We start from the raw sequence: 14,789 nt of genomic DNA on the forward strand, positions 1-14,789 counted from the left end.
CGCTACAGCACCATCTGCGGAATCGACTCGATCACGCGGCGGATGTAGTCGACCAGCGTGGCGAGCATCCACGGCCCGGCCAGCGCCAGCACCGCCACGGCCGCCACCAGCTTGGGCACGAAGGCCAGCGTGGCCTCGTTGATCTGCGTGATGGCCTGGAAGATGCTCACGACCAGCCCCACGACCAGCACCACCAGCAGCACGGGCAGCGACACGGTCAGGAGCATGACCAGCGCCTCCTGCCCCATGGTCAGGACCATCTGCGCGTTCATGTGGCGAAGCTCGCGGCGAGCGAGCCGATCAGCAGGTTCCAGCCGTCCGCGAGCACGAACAGCATGAGCTTGAACGGCAGCGCGACCAGCACCGGCGACAGCATCATCATGCCGAGCGACATCAGCACGCTCGAGACCACGATGTCGATCACCAGGAACGGGATGAAGATCATGAAGCCGATCTGGAACGCCGACTTGAGCTCGCTGGTCGCGAAGGCCGGGATCAGCACGCGCATCGGCGCGGTCTCGGCCTTGACGTCGGCCGGCAGCTTGGCCAGCCGCGCGAACAGCGCGAAGTCGCTCTGGCGCGTCTGCTTGAGCATGAACTGGCGCATCGGCGTCTCGGCGCGCTTGAGCGCCTCCTCGAAGCCGATGGCATTGGTGCTGTAGGGCTTGTAGGCCTCGTCGTAGACGCGGTCCAGCGTCGGCCCCATCACGAACACCGTGAGGAACAGCGACAGGCCGATGATCACCTGGTTGGGCGGCGCCGACTGCGTGCCCAGCGCCTGGCGCAGCAGCGACAGCACGATCACGATGCGCGTGAAGCCCGTCATCATCAGCACGATGGCCGGCAAGAACGACAGCGCGGTGAAGAACAGCAAGGTCTGCACCGGCACCGAGAAGCTGGTGCCGCCGCTGCCCGAGCCCACCAGCAGCGGCAGCTGGCCGCCGGCCTCCTGCGCGAAGGCGAATGCGGGCGCGGCCAGCAGCGCGACGGCCGCGAGCCCCTTAGCGCGGCAGCTGCGCATGCGGCACCTCGGAAGACGCGGCCGGCAGCGTGTGCAGGCAGGTGATCGACTGGCCCGTCACGCCCAGCACCAGCCAGGTCCGCGCGCCCTCGGGGCCGACCTCGACCGTCACCACGCGCTGCTGCGGCCCGACCGCCACCGCCGACAGCAGGCGCGAGGCCGAACCGCCCGCGCCGGCCGCGCCGAGCCCTCGGCGCTGCTGCAGGCGGCGCAGCACGAAAGGCACGGCGCAGATCAGGCCGATGAAGACGACGATGGTGAGCAGGCTCTGCGTCATGAAGGCAAACGGAGGAAAAGCCGCCTCAGACCCGGTTGAGCCGGCGCAGCCGCTCGGCCGGCGCGACCACGTCGGTCAGCCGGATGCCGAACTTGTTGTTGACCACCACCACCTCGCCCTGGGCGACGAGGTAGCCGTTGACCAGCACGTCCATCGGCTCGCTCGCGAGCGTGTCGAGCTCCACGATCGAGCCCTGGCCCAGTTGCAGGATCTGCTTGATCGGCACCTTCTTGCGGCCCAGCTCCACCGAGAGCTGCACCGGGATGTCGAGCACGCGCTGGATGTCCTGCAGCGGTGCCGCGCCCGAAGCGGCGGCGCCCGCGGGCACTTCCTCGAGCGCCTCGGCCCAGCCGCCGGCGGCGTTGTCGGGAGTGGCTTGATCAGTGGACATGTGAACCTCCAAGCCAGTGCGGGTCGTCGCCGCGCAGGCATTCGTCGATGCGCAAGGCGTAGCGCGCGTTGTGGGTGCCGTAGTGGCAGATGAAGACGGGAGCGCCCTCGACCGAGGCCACCAGCTGTGGCAGGCGGTCGAACTGGATGAAGTCGCCGGGCTTCATGCTCATGAGCTGCGCCACCGTGACCTCGGGATGCGCCAGCTCGGCCACCAGCGTGACCTCGGCGGCCTGGATCTCGCGCGTGAGCATGGTCACCCAGCGCCGGTCCTCGGCCATCTCGCGCGCCTGCTGCGCGCCGTAGAGCACCGAGCGGATCGGCTCGAGCGAGGCATAGGGCAGGCACACGTGGATGTGGCCGGTGACGCCCGCCACGCTGACCTTGATCAGGTTGACCAGCACCGTGTCGCCGGGCGCGGCCACGTCGACGAACTGCACGTGCGTCTCGGAACGGTCGGGCACCAGCTTGAGCGGGTACACGTCCTGCCAGGCGGTGTTGTAGGCGTTGCAGACCACGCCGAGCGCGCGCTGGATCACGCGCTGCTCGGTCGGCGAGAAGTCGCGGCCCTCGATCGGCGCATGCACCGTGCCCGAGCCGCCGTACAGCGCATCGACCAGCGCCGAGATCAGCGTGGCCTCGCAGACCACCAGCGCGCGGCCGCGCAGCGGCGGCATCGCCACGATGTTGAAGTTGGACGGCAGCGGCAAGGCGCCGAGGAAATCGGAGAAGCGCAGCAGCTGCACCGGCTCGATCGCGATGTCGGCGCTGCGGCTCACGAGCTGGAACAGGCCCTGGCGCAGGTTGCGCGCGAAGCGGTCGTGCACCACGTCGAGCGTGGGCATGGGGCGGCGCACCAGCCGCTCCTCGCCGGCCGTGATGTCGTAGTCGCGCGCGGCCGCGTCGGCCAGGCGCTCGGCGCTGTCGGCGGGGGCGGCCTCGGGCGCGGTCGCGGTGTCCTGTTCGCTGCTGCTCATGGGCGCTTCGGCTCACTGCACGATGAAGCTGGAGAACAGCACGCCGCGCACCGGGCCGTTGGCGCGCGGCTTCCTGCGGCGCGGCGCCTCGTCGTCGTCGCCGCGTGCCGATTCGGGGTTGAGCACGCGCGTCACCTCGATCATCACGTCCTCGGCCAGCTTCTCCTTGCCGTCGCGCTTGAGCAGTTCCTCGGAGGTGCGCTGCGACACCAGCATCAGCATCCGGCTGCGCACCACGGGCATCAAGGTCTTCAGGCGCGCGGCGGTCTTCTCGTCCTTCACGTCGAGCGTCATGCCGATCTGGGCCACGCGCTCGCCGCCCGGGTCGGCCAGGTTCACGATCAGGTTCTCGAGCGCCAGGTAGGTGGCGTCGGCATGCTTGGCATCGGGCTCGGGCTCCGACTCGGCGGCGGCGGCCGGCGCAGCGGCGCCGTTCTTGTGGAGGAAGAACCAGGTGCCGCCCGCGGCCGCGCCGCCGGCCAGCAGCACGGCGACGACGATGCCCAGGACGAGCTTCATCCTGCCCTTGGGCGGCGGCGCGGCATTGGCCATGGCGGGGTCGGCGGCTTTGGCGGACACGGTGGATTTCCTTCGGGGCACGGACGGCGGCCATCGCCATCCTCGTGCGGTCGATTATTCGATCGCGAGGGCCGCGGGAAGGGGCGGATAAAAAGGGGGGAAAACCGCTCAGACGTACAGATCGAGCGCGCGCCCCGCCGGCAGCGGCGCGCGCACGACCGCCGGCGCGGGGGCCGAGGCGGAGGCCGCGCCGAGCCGCGCGACGCCGCGCACCACGCCGCGCGCATCGGAACGCCCTTCGCCCTCGCCGCGCTGCTGCGTGCCCGCGGACTGCGCATCCACGGTCACGCCCGACAGCAGCAGCCCTTCCTGCCCGAACAGGTCCTTGAGCTGCGCCGCGGCCTGGCCCAGCATCTGGCGCACCTCGGGCTGGTCGCTGCGGAAGGCGATCTGCGCCTCGTTGCCCTGCACCTGCACGCTGAACGACACGGTCTGGCCCGGCGCGAGCTCGAGCGAGACATCGGCGCCCTGCGACTTCTGCGCGAGCCACCAGCTGACCTGCTCGGTCATTCGATCGGCGAGCACGGCGCCGCCGGCCGAGGCCGCGGCGGACGCGGGATCGACGGGGGCCATCCAGGCCGACGATGCCGAGGCGGAGGAAGACGTGCCCGCCGTCGCGCTGCCGGGATCGACGAGCGTGCCCGTGGCGCTGCCGCGCTCGGTGCTTTTCTCGGCACGGCGCGGCGCGGCCACGGTGGCGACGGTTTCCGTCACCGCGGCCTGGATCGTTCGCGCCTGCGCGGAGAGCGAGGCGGCGGCGAGTTCTTCCTTCGGCGGCAGGGCCTGCGATGGTGCGGTGCGTGAGGGCGCTGCCGCGCCATCGGCCGCCGCGAGGTTGGCCAGGCGCTGCGCCATGCTGCGCGCGGTCGCCGCGCCATTCGACTTGGCGGGAGGCGCGGCGGGCGCATCGGCGGCGGCATCCCGCGCGGTGCCAGGCGTGGAAACCGCCGGCGGCGCGGGCATGCCCTTGGCCGGCTTCGGTCCCGCGCCGCCGCCGTTCACGGCATCGACCGCGACCTCACTCGTTGCAACGGGCGCATACCCCGCCTTGCCCTCGCGACTCACGAAAGCGCCCTGCGCCAACAGCATCCAGGGCTCGACGGCCGGCTGGGTGGGCGCGATCGCGGTTGCGCCGGGCGTTGCCTCGTCGGCCTTCTCGTCCTCTTTCACGGCCCCCGCGGCCGGCGTCTTCGCCGGCACGCAAGCGCCCTCCTCGTCCGCGGCTTCCGCCGCCTCCGAGGCTTGCGATTCATTCGCGCCCTCGAGCGCCCGATCGAAGGCATCGGCCGCGCCACCACGCTCGCGCGCGGTCGGCGCGCGCACGGGCATCAACGGATCGGCACTCGCCCGCGCGACTTCGACGCTCATCGCCATTCCTCCGACCGTTCGCCGTGCCGCCGGTGCTGCAAGGCCGCCTGTTCGTCCGTCTGCTTCTGCGCGCGCCGGTCGGCCTGCAGCTGCAGCTCGCGTTCGCGCGAGCGCACCAGCTGGCGCAGGCTCTCGAGCCGCGCCTCGGCCTCGCGCACCGGCACGGCCGCGCGCTCCACGCCCTGGCCGAGCTCGCGCACGATGCCGGTCTGCAGCGCGATCGCGTGGTCGAGCCGCTCCATGAACTGGTAGTGGTGGCGCATCAGCTCGGGCGTGCAGTTGAGCGAGCGCGTGGCCCAGCGCGCGGTGCATTCCTGCGCGTAGCTCTCGAGCTGGTCGAGCTGCACCTGGCCCGCGAGCCACTTCTGGCGCGCCTGCGCGAGCACCTGCACCGCGGCATCGCGTCGATCACGCGCCATGTCGGCCGCGATCTCGAGGCCGCTCATGATTGGCGTCCCTCGAGCACGTCCGCCATGCCGCCGAGGCTGACATCGAAGGGTGCGCTCTCGTGCATGCGCTGCTGCAGGAACGCGGTCATCGCGGGCTGCAGCCGGATCGCCTGGTCGAGCGCCGGGTCGCTGCCCGCGGCATAGGCGCCCACGCGCACCAGGTCACGGCTCTTGCGGTAGCGCGAGTAGATGGCGCGGAAGTGGCGCGCGCATTCGAGGTGGCCGGCCGAGGCCACGTTGTGCATCACGCGCGAGGCCGACTGCTCGATGTCGATGGCCGGGAAATGCGCCTCCTCGGCCAGCGCGCGCGACAGCACGATGTGGCCGTCGAGGATGGCGCGCGCGGCGTCGGCGATCGGGTCCTGCTGGTCGTCGCCCTCCGACAGCACGGTGTAGAAAGCGGTGATCGAGCCCACGCCGTTGAGGCCGTTGCCGCTGCGCTCCACCAGTCGCGGCAGCTTGGCGAAGCACGAGGGCGGATAGCCCTTGGTGGCCGGCGCCTCGCCGATCGCCAGTGCGATCTCGCGCTGCGCCATCGCATAGCGCGTGAGCGAGTCCATCAGCAGCAGCACGTGCAGCCCCTGGTCGCGGAAATGCTCGGCCACCGCGGTCGCGTAGCTCGCGCCCTGCATGCGCAGCAGCGGCGGCGAATCGGCCGGCGCCGCCACCACCACCGAGCGCGCGCGGCCCTCGGGACCGAGGATGTCCTCGATGAATTCCTTCACCTCGCGGCCGCGCTCGCCGATCAGGCCGACCACGATCACGTCGGCCGCGGTGTAGCGCGCCATCATCCCGAGCAGCACGCTCTTGCCCACGCCCGAGCCGGCGAACAGGCCGATGCGCTGGCCGCGCCCGACGGTCAGCAAGGCATTGATCGCGCGCACGCCGGTATCGAGCGGCTCGCGCACCGGGTCGCGGTCCATGGCGTTGATCGGCGCGCGGTCCAGCGGCTCGGCGCTGACCTCGGTCAAAGGGCCCAGGTCGTCGAGCACATGGCCCTGCGGATCGACCACCCGGCCCAGCAGGCCGTCGCCCAGCGGCAGGCGCAGCGCGCCCACGCGCGGCGCGATGCCGGGATCGGCCTCGCCGAGCCGCGGCACCGGCACATAGGGCGCGGCGGGCACCACGCTGGCGCCGCTCGACAGGCCCTGCACCTCGCCGGCCGGCATCAGGAAGGCGCGGTCGTTCGAGAAGCCCACCACCTCGGCCAGCACCGCGGGCTGGCTGCCCATGCGCACCAGGCACTGCGAGCCCACGGGCGCTCGGATGCCCGAGGCCTCGAGCACCAGGCCGGTCAGCCGGGTCAGCGTGCCGCGCGCCTCGAGGCCGGCGTCGTGCGCCAGCCGCGCCTGCGCGTCGGCCATGAACTGGCGCCAGTCGAGCGGGTCAGCCAGCCGCATCCGGGTCCTTCGGCGCGGCGTCGTCGTGCCACGGCATCGCCAGGCCCAGCGCCGCGACCGCACGCGACCAGCGCGTGGCCACGCCGCCGTCTATGACGGTGCCGGCCGACTCGACCAGGCAGTCGCCGGGCGCGATCCCGGCGTCGGCCACCACGCTCACGGGCTGGCTCTCGAACTCGGCGCGCAGCGCGACGCCCAGCCGCTCGAAATCGGTGGGCGACAGCCGCACGGTGCTGGCCTTGCCATCGACCGCGAGCATGGCGAGCGCCTCGCGCACCACCGGCTCGAGCACGGCCGGCCGGGTCGCGATCTCCTGGCGCAGCACCTGGCGCGCGAGCGCGCAGGCGATCTCGAGCGTGCCGCGCGCGAGTTCCTGCTGCACCTCGGCCAGCTGCGCCTCGGCGCGCGCGAGCAAGTCGGCCACGCGCTGCGCGGCCTCCAGGCCCTCATTGGCCTGGTAGGCCTCCATCTGTTCGCGCGCCTCGGCCTGCGCGGCGGCGCGGCCGGCCGCATAGCCCTCGTCGCGGCCCTGCTGGCGCGCCTCTTCGATCGCCTCGGGATCGACCACGCCGCCGAGCACGTTGCCCTCGGCGCCGACGGCTGCGAACTGCCAGCGCGCGAAGCGCGCGACGTCCTCGCCGCGGATGAAGGCGCCGCGGCTCATCGGCTCGCTCCGGTCGGTTCAGCGACGGCCATGCGCGCGCCCATCAGACGAACCCGCCATCGCCGCCGCCCAGCATGATCTGGCCTTCGTCGGCGAGCCGGCGCAGCGCCTTGAGGATTTCCTTCTGCTGCGCCTCGACCTCCGACAGCCGCAGCGGACCGCGCGCCTCGAGGTCCTCGCGCAGCGCCTCGGCCGCGCGCGAGGACATGTTCGAGAGGAACTTATCGCGCAGCGGCGGCGCCGCGCCCTTGAGCGCGACGATCAGCGTCTCGGACGCGATCTCCTTCATCACCAGCTGCAGCGACTTGTCGTCGAGCTTCATCACGTCGTCGAAGACGAAGGTCAGGTCGGCGATCTGCTGCGCCAGCTCGGCATCGTGGTTGCGGATCGCCGCGATGGCCTGCGCATCGGCGCCGCTGCCCAGCAGGTTGATCATGCCGGCCGCGGTGCGCGGGCCGCCCAGCGAGGGCTTGCGCACCTTGGCGCCGCCCGAGAGCACGCGGAACATCACCTCGTTGAGGTCTTCGAGCGCGGCCGGCTGGATGCCCTCGAGCGTGGCCACGCGCAGCAGCACCTCGGCGCGCTGCAGGTCGGGCAGTTGCAGCAGGATCGCTGAGGCATGCTCGGGCTCCAGGTGCACCAGGATCGCGGCCACGATCTGCGGATGCTCGAGCTTGAGCACCTCGGCCACCGAGGGCGCGTCCATCCACTTGAGGTTCTCGATGCCGCTGAGGTCGGCGGTCTGCAGGATGCGGTCGACCAGGATCGAGGCTTTCTCCTCGCCGAGGGCGTGGCGCATCACCGAGCGCACGTAGTCGCCGGTGTCGGCCGCGAACAGGCTCTGGCCCGCGGTGGCGGTGATGAAGCGGTCCGCCACCTCGCCGAGCCGCTCGCGCGACACCGCGCGGGTCTTGGCGATGGTCTCGCCGATCTTCTGCACCTCGCGCGGCGACAGGTGCCGCAGCACCTCGCCGGCTTCGTGTTCGCCGAGCGACATCAAAAGAATCGCCGCGTCGTTGAGTCCCTGTTCGTCCATGTGCCTGGTTTCCGCTCAGCCGTGGACCCAGGTCTTGACGATGTTCGCCACCGCCACCGGGTTCTGCCGCGCCATCTGGCGCGCGCCCTCCAGGCGCATCTGCTCGGGCACCTGCTCCTGCGGCGAGGGCACGGCCACCGCCTCGGGCGCGCCGAGCGCGGGACGCTCGGGCGTGTCGGCCACCATCGCGTTGAGCTGGCCGCCGGCGGCGGGACCGCCGAGCGCCGGCGTGATGCTGCCGGGCAGCGGCTTGGCCGCGGCCATGGCCTTGAGGCCGGGGCGCACCATGCCCAGCAGCACGATCGCGCCGATCAGCACCAGCCCCACGGGCCAGGCGAAGCTGCGCGCCAGCTCCAGGATCTCGGGGCGCTTCCACAGCGGCAGCTCGACCTGCACCGGCGCGTCGACCAGGAACGGCGTGTTCATCAGGTTCACCGAGTCGCCGCGCTCCTTGTTGAAGCCGATGCTCTCGCGCACCAGCGCCGTCATCTGCTCGACCTGCTGCGCCGACAGCGCGGTCGGCACCACCTTGCCCGCGGCGTCGGCCACGCCCTGGTAGTTGACGACCACCGCCGCGCTGAGCCGGCGGATCTGGCCGGTGGCGCTGCGCACGGTCTTCACGGTCTTGTCGACCTCGTAGTTGATGGTGGACTCGCGCTTGCCCGGCGGGCGCTGGGCGGCCGCGCCCGCGGCACCCGCCGCGGCGCCGGCGGGCGCGAGCGCCGCGGCCGGTCCGTTGACCGGGGCCGACGAGGCGCCGGGCGGCTGGTTCGAGGTCGCGCCCGGCACGCCCGCGGGCGGCGTGGCGCCGGCCGCACCGGGGCCGGTGGTCTCCACCGTCTGCTGGCTGCGCACGGCGCCGGCCTCGGCCGCCTGGTTCGGGCGGTGCTCCTCCATGGTCGCCTCGCTCTGCGAGAAGTCCACGTCGGCCGTGACCTGCGCCTTCACGTTCTGGCGCCCCACCACCGGCTCGAGGATGTCGAGGATGCGGCGCATGTACTGCTGCTCGATCTGCTGCACGTACTGGAGCTGCTGGCCCTCGCCGGCACCCGCGCCGCCCGCGGCGCCGTCGCCGGTCTGCGACAGCAGCTTGCCGCTGTCGTCGACCACGCTCACGGCCGAGGGCGCGAGCTCGGGCACGCTGGAGGCCACCAGGTGCACGATGCCCGCGATCTGGTTGCGCTCGAGCGTGCGGCCCGGGTGCAAGGTCAGCAGCACCGAGGCCGAGGGCTTCTGCTGCTCGCGGAAGAAGCCGTTCTGGTTCGGCAGCGCCAGGTGCACGCGCGCGCTCTGCACCGAGGCCAGGCCCTGGATCGAGCGCGTGAGCTCGCCCTCGAGGCCGCGCTGGAAGCTCAGCTTCTCCTGGAACTGCGTCATGCCGAAGCGGTTGTTCTCCATCAGCTCGAAGCCGGCCACCGAGCCCTTGGGCAGGCCCAGCGAGGCCAGGCGCAGGCGCACGTCGTGCACCTTGTCGGCCGGCACCATCACAGCGCCGCCGCCCTCGGTGTACTTGTAGGGCACGTTCATCTGGGCGAGCTGGGCGACGATCGCGCCGCCGTCCTTGTCGCCGAGGTTGGCGTAGAGGACGCGCCAGTCGGCCTGGCGGCCCATCACGATGGCGGCCACGGCCAGCGCCACCAGCAGCGCGGCGCCGATCGCCAGCCGCAGGCGCTGGCGCCGGTCGAGCGACGCGAGGCGGCCCTGCCAGGCCGGGGCGGCAAGGGACGCGGGCTGGGCGGCGGGAAGTTCGGCGACGGCGGTGGACATGGGCTCGGCGGTGCGGGTCGGTTCGCACGGCGCGGAAGGCGCTTCGTGCTCGCTGCGATTATTCGGGCCGACCCCGTCCCACATAAGCCCGATAAAGGGCTGCTTTCCTGCCCATTTCCCCGCGATCGCGCTCGGCCGAGCGCCCGTAGCATCGGTGCCCATGGACCTCCGACTCGCACCGCTGACTTCGCCCACCCCGGCGCAGGCTTTCGCGCGCACGGCGCGCACCGCGCCCTCGGCCGCCGAGGGCAGCGGCGGCGGCTTCGCCGGCGCGCTCTCGGGCGCGCTGCAGTCGGTGAGCGCGGCCCAGAACCAGGCCGGCGCGCTGCAGCGCGAGGTTCAGCTCGAGAACCCGAACGTCAGCCTGGAGCAGACCATGGTCGCGATCCAGAAGGCGCAGATCGGCTTCCAGGCCACGATGCACGTGCGCAACCGCATGGTGCAGGCCTACAGCGACATCATGAACATGCAGGTGTGAGGCGGATCGCTTCGATCCGCGAGAACCGTTCGGCTCCCCGATCCTCGACAACCGCTCGGCCTCCGGGTCTTCGTCCACCGTTCGGCCTCCGGGTCTTCGTCCACCGTTCGGGCTAAGCCTGTCGAAGCCTTGCGCGGCGCTTCGACAAGCTCAGCGTGAACGGTTTTTTGTTCTTCCAACGGCTTTTTGTTCTTCCGCCGGCCGGCGCCTTCGCGCCCCAGCCTCAGTGGATCAGCTGCAGCCGCGAATCGAACAGATGGTCGAGGTCGGCGATCCACGGCTCGGCCAGGAGCCGGATCTCGGCGTCGTTGCGCAGGATGCGCTGCATCACGCGGGTCTTCTCGGCGCGGTCGGTGCGCGGCAGCTCGAGCGAGGTGGCCTTGAAGCGCAGCTGTTCGATCAGCACGGCACAGGCGCCTTCGCAGCGCACCACGCCTTCCCAGTCTTCCATGCGGGCGGCCTCGAGCATCTGCTTGCTCGCGGCTTCGATCGCTTTGTAGTAGTCGAGCAGTCGCTCTTGCATGAAGGACTCCAAGGACGCCTCAGGCGGCCTGCGCGGGCTGGGAGGGCCCGATCTGTTTCCAGCTCTGTGCGACCGGTGCGATCAGCGAGGCCACTTCCGCCAGGGCCGCCCCGTCGTTGCGGAGGTTGGCGACCGTCAGGCGATTGATGCAATAGTCGTACAACGCGCGGAGTGTAACCGCGAGTTCTCCACCCCGGGCCTCGTCGAGCCCACCCTTGAGGCCCTCCTCGAGGAATCGCACCGCCCGCATGATCTGCTGGCCCTTGGCCGCGATGTCGCCGCGCGCCAGCGCGCCGCTGGCGGCGTGGATCGACTGCAGCAGGCCGTCGAACAGCAGCTCGATGAGCCGGTGCGGGGAGGTCGAGGCGTCCACGCCCGATTCGGCGCCCACTCTGGAGTAGGCCTGGGCGGCGCGGGCTGCGGGCGAGGTGTACATGGTGCGGCTTCCTGTTCCGGTGTCTATGCCTTCTTTATCGGCATTCCGGTGCGGAAGTTGAGGCCCGCGGGCCCGGCGCGGGCCCGAAAACCGGCGCCTCAGCTGGTGGACTTGTTCCACTGCGCCACCTGCTGGGGTGATGTACGTGTTGAGCGCGGTCAGCGAGGCCATCTTCGTGTCCAGCGCCGTGTACTGCGCGCGCAGCCGCTTCTCGGTCAGGGTCAGCCGGTCGTTGAGGTTGTCCTGGCTCTTGTCGTTGTCCTTGCGCTGGTCCTTGAGCGACTGGGTGCGGGTGTCGAGCGTGCCGTCGGTGGCGATCGCGGCCTGGGTGAAGGCCGACAGCCGGGTGGCGAAGCCGGTCGCGCTGGAGTCCATGGTGTTCTGCGCCGCGGCGAAGAACTGCTGCACCGCGGCCGGGTTCTTGAGCGCCGCGTCGAGCTTGGCGGTGTCGACCGCGAGGTTGCCGGCGCCGTCCTTGGCGACCGTGATGCCGAGGTCGCTCAGGCGCTGGATCGCGCCGCCGCCCGAGGGCGAGCCGACCAGGCTGCGCAGCGCGTTCTGCAGGCTCACGGCCGTGGAATCGCCCTGCAGCAGCGCCGCCGTCTTGCTCGCCGCGTCGTAGGCGGTGGCCGAGTTCAGCGTCTGGTTCATCGTGTTGTAGGCGGTCACGAAGGCCTGGATCGTGCCGCGCAGGCCCGAGGTGTCGGTGGTCACGGCGACCTCGACCGGCGAGGTCGTCACCTGCGACAGCGTGAGGCTCACGCCCGGCACGGTGTCGGCCAGCACGTTGGTGGCCGAGCGGATCGTCACGCCGTTGATGGTGGCCTCGGCATTGCGTGCGTACTGCACCGGGTTGGCGCCCATGCCCTGCCCCGCGCCATCGAAGGCGAGCAGGCCGAGGTCGGCGCCGTCGCCCGAGCCCAGCGGCGTGGCCGTGACGCGAAAGCCCGCGGCCTCGCCGGTGCTGCTGGAGCGCAGCATCAGCCGTTCGCCCGAGAGGTCCTTGAGCACGGTGGCGCTCACGCCCGCGCCGGCCGCGTTGATCTTGGAGGCGATGGTCGAGAGACTGTCGCCCTCGTTCACGCTGATGTCGATGGCGGCCTTGTCGCCGGCCACGAAGTTCGGGCCGCCGGTGTCGGTGTCGTTCCAGTCGCCGAGCTGGATGCTCAGGGTGCCGAGGCCGAAGCCGGTGCCCGTGGCCACCGCGTTCGAGGACACGGCCTGGGCGCGCGCGAGCTGCGACACCTGCATGGTGAAGCTGCTGGCCACGGCGTCGCCGGCGTTGGTGACGCTGGCGCTCAGCGCGGTCGCGTTCGAGCTCGAGGCGGTCTTGGCGTTCCAGGTCGCGGCGGCCGCCAGCTTGGTGGCCGCGTCGGACAGTGCCGAGAGCTGCGACTTGAGCGTGCCGAAGGCCGAGATCTTGTTGTCGAGCGTGCTCGCCGTGGTCTGCAGCGCGGTCAGCGGCTTCTTCTCGATCGCCATCAGCTGCGTGATGATGGATTCGACGTCGAGCTGGCTGCCGATGCCCGTCGATGTGATGCTGGCCATGTCTTTTCTCCGATGCTGGAATCGCCTCGCGCCCACGGAAAAAACACGGGGCGGCGAACGGAATTGTCCGTTCGCCGCCCCGCGATGAAGCGTGCAGGAGGCCGGCCTTCGGCCCCCTGTTCCTGCCTTAGCCGCGCAGCAGCGACAGCACCGTCTGCGGCAGCTGGTTGGCCTGGGCCACCATCGCCGTGCCGGCCTGTTGCAGCACCTGGGCGCGCGACAGGTTGGCGGTTTCGGCCGCGAAGTCCGCGTCCTGGATGCGGCTGCGCGAAGCGGTCAGGTTCTCGGCCGAGGTCGACAGGTTCGAGACCACCGATTCGAAGCGGTTCTGGATCGCGCCGAGGTCGGCGCGCGAGGAGTTCACGGCCTTCAGCGCGGCGTCCATCGCGAGGATCGCGTTGTCGGCGCCGTCCACCGTGTCGACCGTCAGGTTGTTGAAGCCGGTCTGCGCGCTGCCCGCGGCGGTGACGGTCGCGGCCGTCTGGCCGGCGGTCAGGCCGGTGTTGGTCACCGTGCCGCCGATGTTGATGGCGTTGCTGCCGCTCGAGGTCAGCGTGATGGCGCCGCTGGCGGCGGCCGTCGCGACCACGCCGGTCTCGCTGGACTTCTTGTTGATGGCGGCCGCCACATTGGCGCCCTGCGTGGCCGCGTCGGTGCCGGCATTGACCGCGCCGATGCCCACGCCGTTGATCGTGAAGGCGTTGGCGGTGATGCCGCCGAAGCCCGCGGGCACGCCGCCGGTCACCGTGGCCGAGTAGGTGTCGACGCTGTTCCAGCTGCCCAGCGCGGTGATGCTGGCGTTGGCGATCGAGTCGATCGAGATCGTCTCGCCCTGGTTGGCGCCGACCTGGAACGACTGGGCGTTGAAGCTGCCGTCGAGCAGCTTGGTGCCGTTGAACGAGGTCTGCTTGGCGACGCGGTCGATCTCGCTCTTGAGCTGCGTGACTTCCTTCTGCAGCGAGGCGCGGTCCTCGGTCGAGTTGGTGGCGTTGCGCGACTGCACGGCCAGTTCGCGGATGCGCTGCAGGTTGTTGCCGATGGTGCTCAGCGCGCCTTCGGCCGTCTGCGCCAGCGAGATGCCGTCGTTGGCGTTGCGGCCGGCTTGCGTCAGGCCGCGGATCTGGGCCGTCATGCGCTCGGAGATCGCGAGGCCGGCGGCGTCGTCCTTGGCGCTGTTGATGCGCAGGCCCGAGGACAGGCGCTGCATCGAGGTCGCCAGCGAGGATTGGCTGCCCGAGAGGTTGCGCTGCGCGGTGAGCGAACTGATGTTGGTGTTGATGATCGAGGCCATGAGAGCTCCTTCAAACTGATAAGTCGGGCATCGCTGCCAAAGTCGCGCCAGCGAAGCGCTGGCTGCCTGACGAACCCTGGTGCAAGGCCCGTTGCACTGGTTTTCGGTGGGTCCCAGCCAGCTCTTTAGCGATTTATTTTTGCGATCGCACCCTCAAGATTTCCGAGCGGATGCAGAGGGGTGCGGCGGCGATTGCGCCGCGGGGGCCACCATGTTCCGCGTGTTACCCCCACGGAAACCCGTAGTTTCCCCACCACGCAAGACAACTTTGCCCCCACGGGATTTCGTGGTCTGTGCACCACATCAGGTCACACTCGTTAACAGCTTGTAAACCGCGAAACGGAAGCCATGGATGTCCGACTCTCGATAGATTTATCTATGACTGTCGAAATAAGACTTTCACTCGGAGTGCCTTAGTATTCATTTGAGATAACCAAGTCACGTTTCTGGGGCGCGATGGTTGCAAGCACTCACCATCGAGGCATCCCGGGGCAAAGTTTTTTTGTAGGAATCCGCCTACTGCGGTACATTTTTAACAAATGTTTACTGAGTCTGACATTTGTGATTAAACTGAAAGTACACGGT

16 protein-coding genes are annotated in these 14,789 nt (G+C 70.5%); 1 reads left to right on the top strand and 15 read right to left on the bottom strand.

Annotated features, from left to right (window positions below; all coding sequences use genetic code 11):
- Window positions 1-2: 2 nt before the first annotated feature.
- The 12 genes from fliQ to fliF form a co-directional block, all read right to left on the bottom strand.
- Window positions 3-272 carry a flagellar biosynthesis protein FliQ gene (gene fliQ, locus ACHMXE_RS28225; protein ID WP_203205919.1) on the bottom strand — a complete coding sequence of 90 codons (270 nt, stop codon included), beginning with the start codon at window positions 270-272 and terminating at the stop codon, window positions 3-5.
- Window positions 269-1,021, bottom strand: a complete 753-nt coding sequence (gene fliP / locus ACHMXE_RS28230) for a flagellar type III secretion system pore protein FliP (RefSeq protein WP_395347519.1) — start codon at window positions 1,019-1,021, stop codon at window positions 269-271. The genes fliQ and fliP overlap by 4 nt, the downstream gene beginning before the upstream one ends.
- A complete protein-coding gene (locus tag ACHMXE_RS28235; RefSeq protein ID WP_057591756.1) occupies window positions 1,002-1,298 on the bottom strand; it encodes a flagellar biosynthetic protein FliO in 297 nt (98 codons plus the stop codon). The genes fliP and ACHMXE_RS28235 overlap by 20 nt, the downstream gene beginning before the upstream one ends.
- Window positions 1,299-1,323: 25 nt before the next feature.
- Window positions 1,324-1,689: a flagellar motor switch protein FliN gene (gene fliN / locus ACHMXE_RS28240; protein WP_093341686.1), complete on the bottom strand. Its 366-nt coding sequence runs from the start codon at window positions 1,687-1,689 to the stop codon at window positions 1,324-1,326.
- Window positions 1,679-2,665, bottom strand: coding sequence for a flagellar motor switch protein FliM (gene fliM / locus ACHMXE_RS28245; protein ID WP_395347521.1), 987 nt, complete (start codon window positions 2,663-2,665; stop codon window positions 1,679-1,681). Before fliM ends, fliN begins: the two co-directional genes overlap by 11 nt.
- A 12-nt stretch (window positions 2,666-2,677) precedes the next feature.
- Window positions 2,678-3,244, bottom strand: coding sequence for a flagellar basal body-associated FliL family protein (gene fliL, locus ACHMXE_RS28250; RefSeq protein ID WP_281081289.1), 567 nt, complete (start codon window positions 3,242-3,244; stop codon window positions 2,678-2,680).
- 108 nt (window positions 3,245-3,352) lie between these two features.
- On the bottom strand, window positions 3,353-4,612 hold the full coding sequence (locus ACHMXE_RS28255) for a flagellar hook-length control protein FliK (protein ID WP_395347524.1): 1,260 nt from the start codon (window positions 4,610-4,612) through the stop codon (window positions 3,353-3,355).
- The gene (locus ACHMXE_RS28260; protein ID WP_395347526.1) at window positions 4,609-5,058 is read right to left on the bottom strand and encodes a flagellar export protein FliJ; all 450 of its coding nucleotides are present in this window, start codon (window positions 5,056-5,058) and stop codon (window positions 4,609-4,611) included. The genes ACHMXE_RS28255 and ACHMXE_RS28260 overlap by 4 nt, the downstream gene beginning before the upstream one ends.
- A complete protein-coding gene (gene fliI / locus ACHMXE_RS28265; protein WP_395347529.1) occupies window positions 5,055-6,461 on the bottom strand; it encodes a flagellar protein export ATPase FliI in 1,407 nt (468 codons plus the stop codon). Before fliI ends, ACHMXE_RS28260 begins: the two co-directional genes overlap by 4 nt.
- The gene (locus ACHMXE_RS28270) at window positions 6,448-7,125 is read right to left on the bottom strand and encodes a FliH/SctL family protein (RefSeq protein WP_395347531.1); all 678 of its coding nucleotides are present in this window, start codon (window positions 7,123-7,125) and stop codon (window positions 6,448-6,450) included. The genes fliI and ACHMXE_RS28270 overlap by 14 nt, the downstream gene beginning before the upstream one ends.
- A gap of 43 nt (window positions 7,126-7,168) precedes the next feature.
- Window positions 7,169-8,161 (bottom strand): flagellar motor switch protein FliG, encoded by a 993-nt coding sequence (fliG, locus tag ACHMXE_RS28275; RefSeq protein WP_395347534.1) that lies wholly within the window; start codon window positions 8,159-8,161, stop codon window positions 7,169-7,171.
- A gap of 15 nt (window positions 8,162-8,176) precedes the next feature.
- Window positions 8,177-9,928, bottom strand: a complete 1,752-nt coding sequence (gene fliF, locus ACHMXE_RS28280; protein ID WP_395347536.1) for a flagellar basal-body MS-ring/collar protein FliF — start codon at window positions 9,926-9,928, stop codon at window positions 8,177-8,179.
- Between the two features lie 160 nt (window positions 9,929-10,088).
- On the opposite strand from fliF, the gene fliE reads away from it, so the two are divergent.
- Window positions 10,089-10,406: a flagellar hook-basal body complex protein FliE gene (fliE, locus tag ACHMXE_RS28285; RefSeq protein WP_093341675.1), complete on the top strand. Its 318-nt coding sequence runs from the start codon at window positions 10,089-10,091 to the stop codon at window positions 10,404-10,406.
- 223 nt (window positions 10,407-10,629) lie between these two features.
- On the opposite strand, the gene ACHMXE_RS28290 is transcribed toward fliE, so the two are convergent.
- The 3 genes from ACHMXE_RS28290 to ACHMXE_RS28300 form a co-directional block, all read right to left on the bottom strand.
- Window positions 10,630-10,929: a flagellar protein FliT gene (locus ACHMXE_RS28290; protein ID WP_057591767.1), complete on the bottom strand. Its 300-nt coding sequence runs from the start codon at window positions 10,927-10,929 to the stop codon at window positions 10,630-10,632.
- A gap of 19 nt (window positions 10,930-10,948) precedes the next feature.
- Window positions 10,949-12,913 (bottom strand): flagellar filament capping protein FliD, encoded by a 1,965-nt coding sequence (gene fliD, locus ACHMXE_RS28295; RefSeq protein ID WP_395347538.1) that lies wholly within the window; start codon window positions 12,911-12,913, stop codon window positions 10,949-10,951.
- 127 nt (window positions 12,914-13,040) lie between these two features.
- The gene (locus ACHMXE_RS28300) at window positions 13,041-14,204 is read right to left on the bottom strand and encodes a flagellin (RefSeq protein ID WP_395347539.1); all 1,164 of its coding nucleotides are present in this window, start codon (window positions 14,202-14,204) and stop codon (window positions 13,041-13,043) included.
- Between the last annotated feature and the right edge of the window lie 585 nt (window positions 14,205-14,789).

It is taken from the genome of Variovorax sp. UC122_21 (genome assembly GCF_044056785.1).
GTDB lineage: Bacteria > Pseudomonadota > Gammaproteobacteria > Burkholderiales > Burkholderiaceae_C > Variovorax.

Coding starts and splice junctions, on each gene's coding strand:
- fliQ (WP_203205919.1), bottom strand. CDS start 272: ATGAACGCGCAGATGGTCCTGACCATGGGGCAGGAGGCGCTGGTCATG.
- fliP (WP_395347519.1), bottom strand. CDS start 1,021: ATGCGCAGCTGCCGCGCTAAGGGGCTCGCGGCCGTCGCGCTGCTGGCC.
- ACHMXE_RS28235 (WP_057591756.1), bottom strand. CDS start 1,298: ATGACGCAGAGCCTGCTCACCATCGTCGTCTTCATCGGCCTGATCTGC.
- fliN (WP_093341686.1), bottom strand. CDS start 1,689: ATGTCCACTGATCAAGCCACTCCCGACAACGCCGCCGGCGGCTGGGCC.
- fliM (WP_395347521.1), bottom strand. CDS start 2,665: ATGAGCAGCAGCGAACAGGACACCGCGACCGCGCCCGAGGCCGCCCCC.
- ACHMXE_RS28255 (WP_395347524.1), bottom strand. CDS start 4,612: ATGAGCGTCGAAGTCGCGCGGGCGAGTGCCGATCCGTTGATGCCCGTG.
- ACHMXE_RS28260 (WP_395347526.1), bottom strand. CDS start 5,058: ATGAGCGGCCTCGAGATCGCGGCCGACATGGCGCGTGATCGACGCGAT.
- fliI (WP_395347529.1), bottom strand. CDS start 6,461: ATGCGGCTGGCTGACCCGCTCGACTGGCGCCAGTTCATGGCCGACGCG.
- ACHMXE_RS28270 (WP_395347531.1), bottom strand. CDS start 7,125: ATGAGCCGCGGCGCCTTCATCCGCGGCGAGGACGTCGCGCGCTTCGCG.
- fliG (WP_395347534.1), bottom strand. CDS start 8,161: ATGGACGAACAGGGACTCAACGACGCGGCGATTCTTTTGATGTCGCTC.
- fliF (WP_395347536.1), bottom strand. CDS start 9,928: ATGTCCACCGCCGTCGCCGAACTTCCCGCCGCCCAGCCCGCGTCCCTT.
- fliE (WP_093341675.1), top strand. CDS start 10,089: ATGGACCTCCGACTCGCACCGCTGACTTCGCCCACCCCGGCGCAGGCT.
- ACHMXE_RS28290 (WP_057591767.1), bottom strand. CDS start 10,929: ATGCAAGAGCGACTGCTCGACTACTACAAAGCGATCGAAGCCGCGAGC.
- fliD (WP_395347538.1), bottom strand. CDS start 12,913: ATGGCCAGCATCACATCGACGGGCATCGGCAGCCAGCTCGACGTCGAA.
- ACHMXE_RS28300 (WP_395347539.1), bottom strand. CDS start 14,204: ATGGCCTCGATCATCAACACCAACATCAGTTCGCTCACCGCGCAGCGC.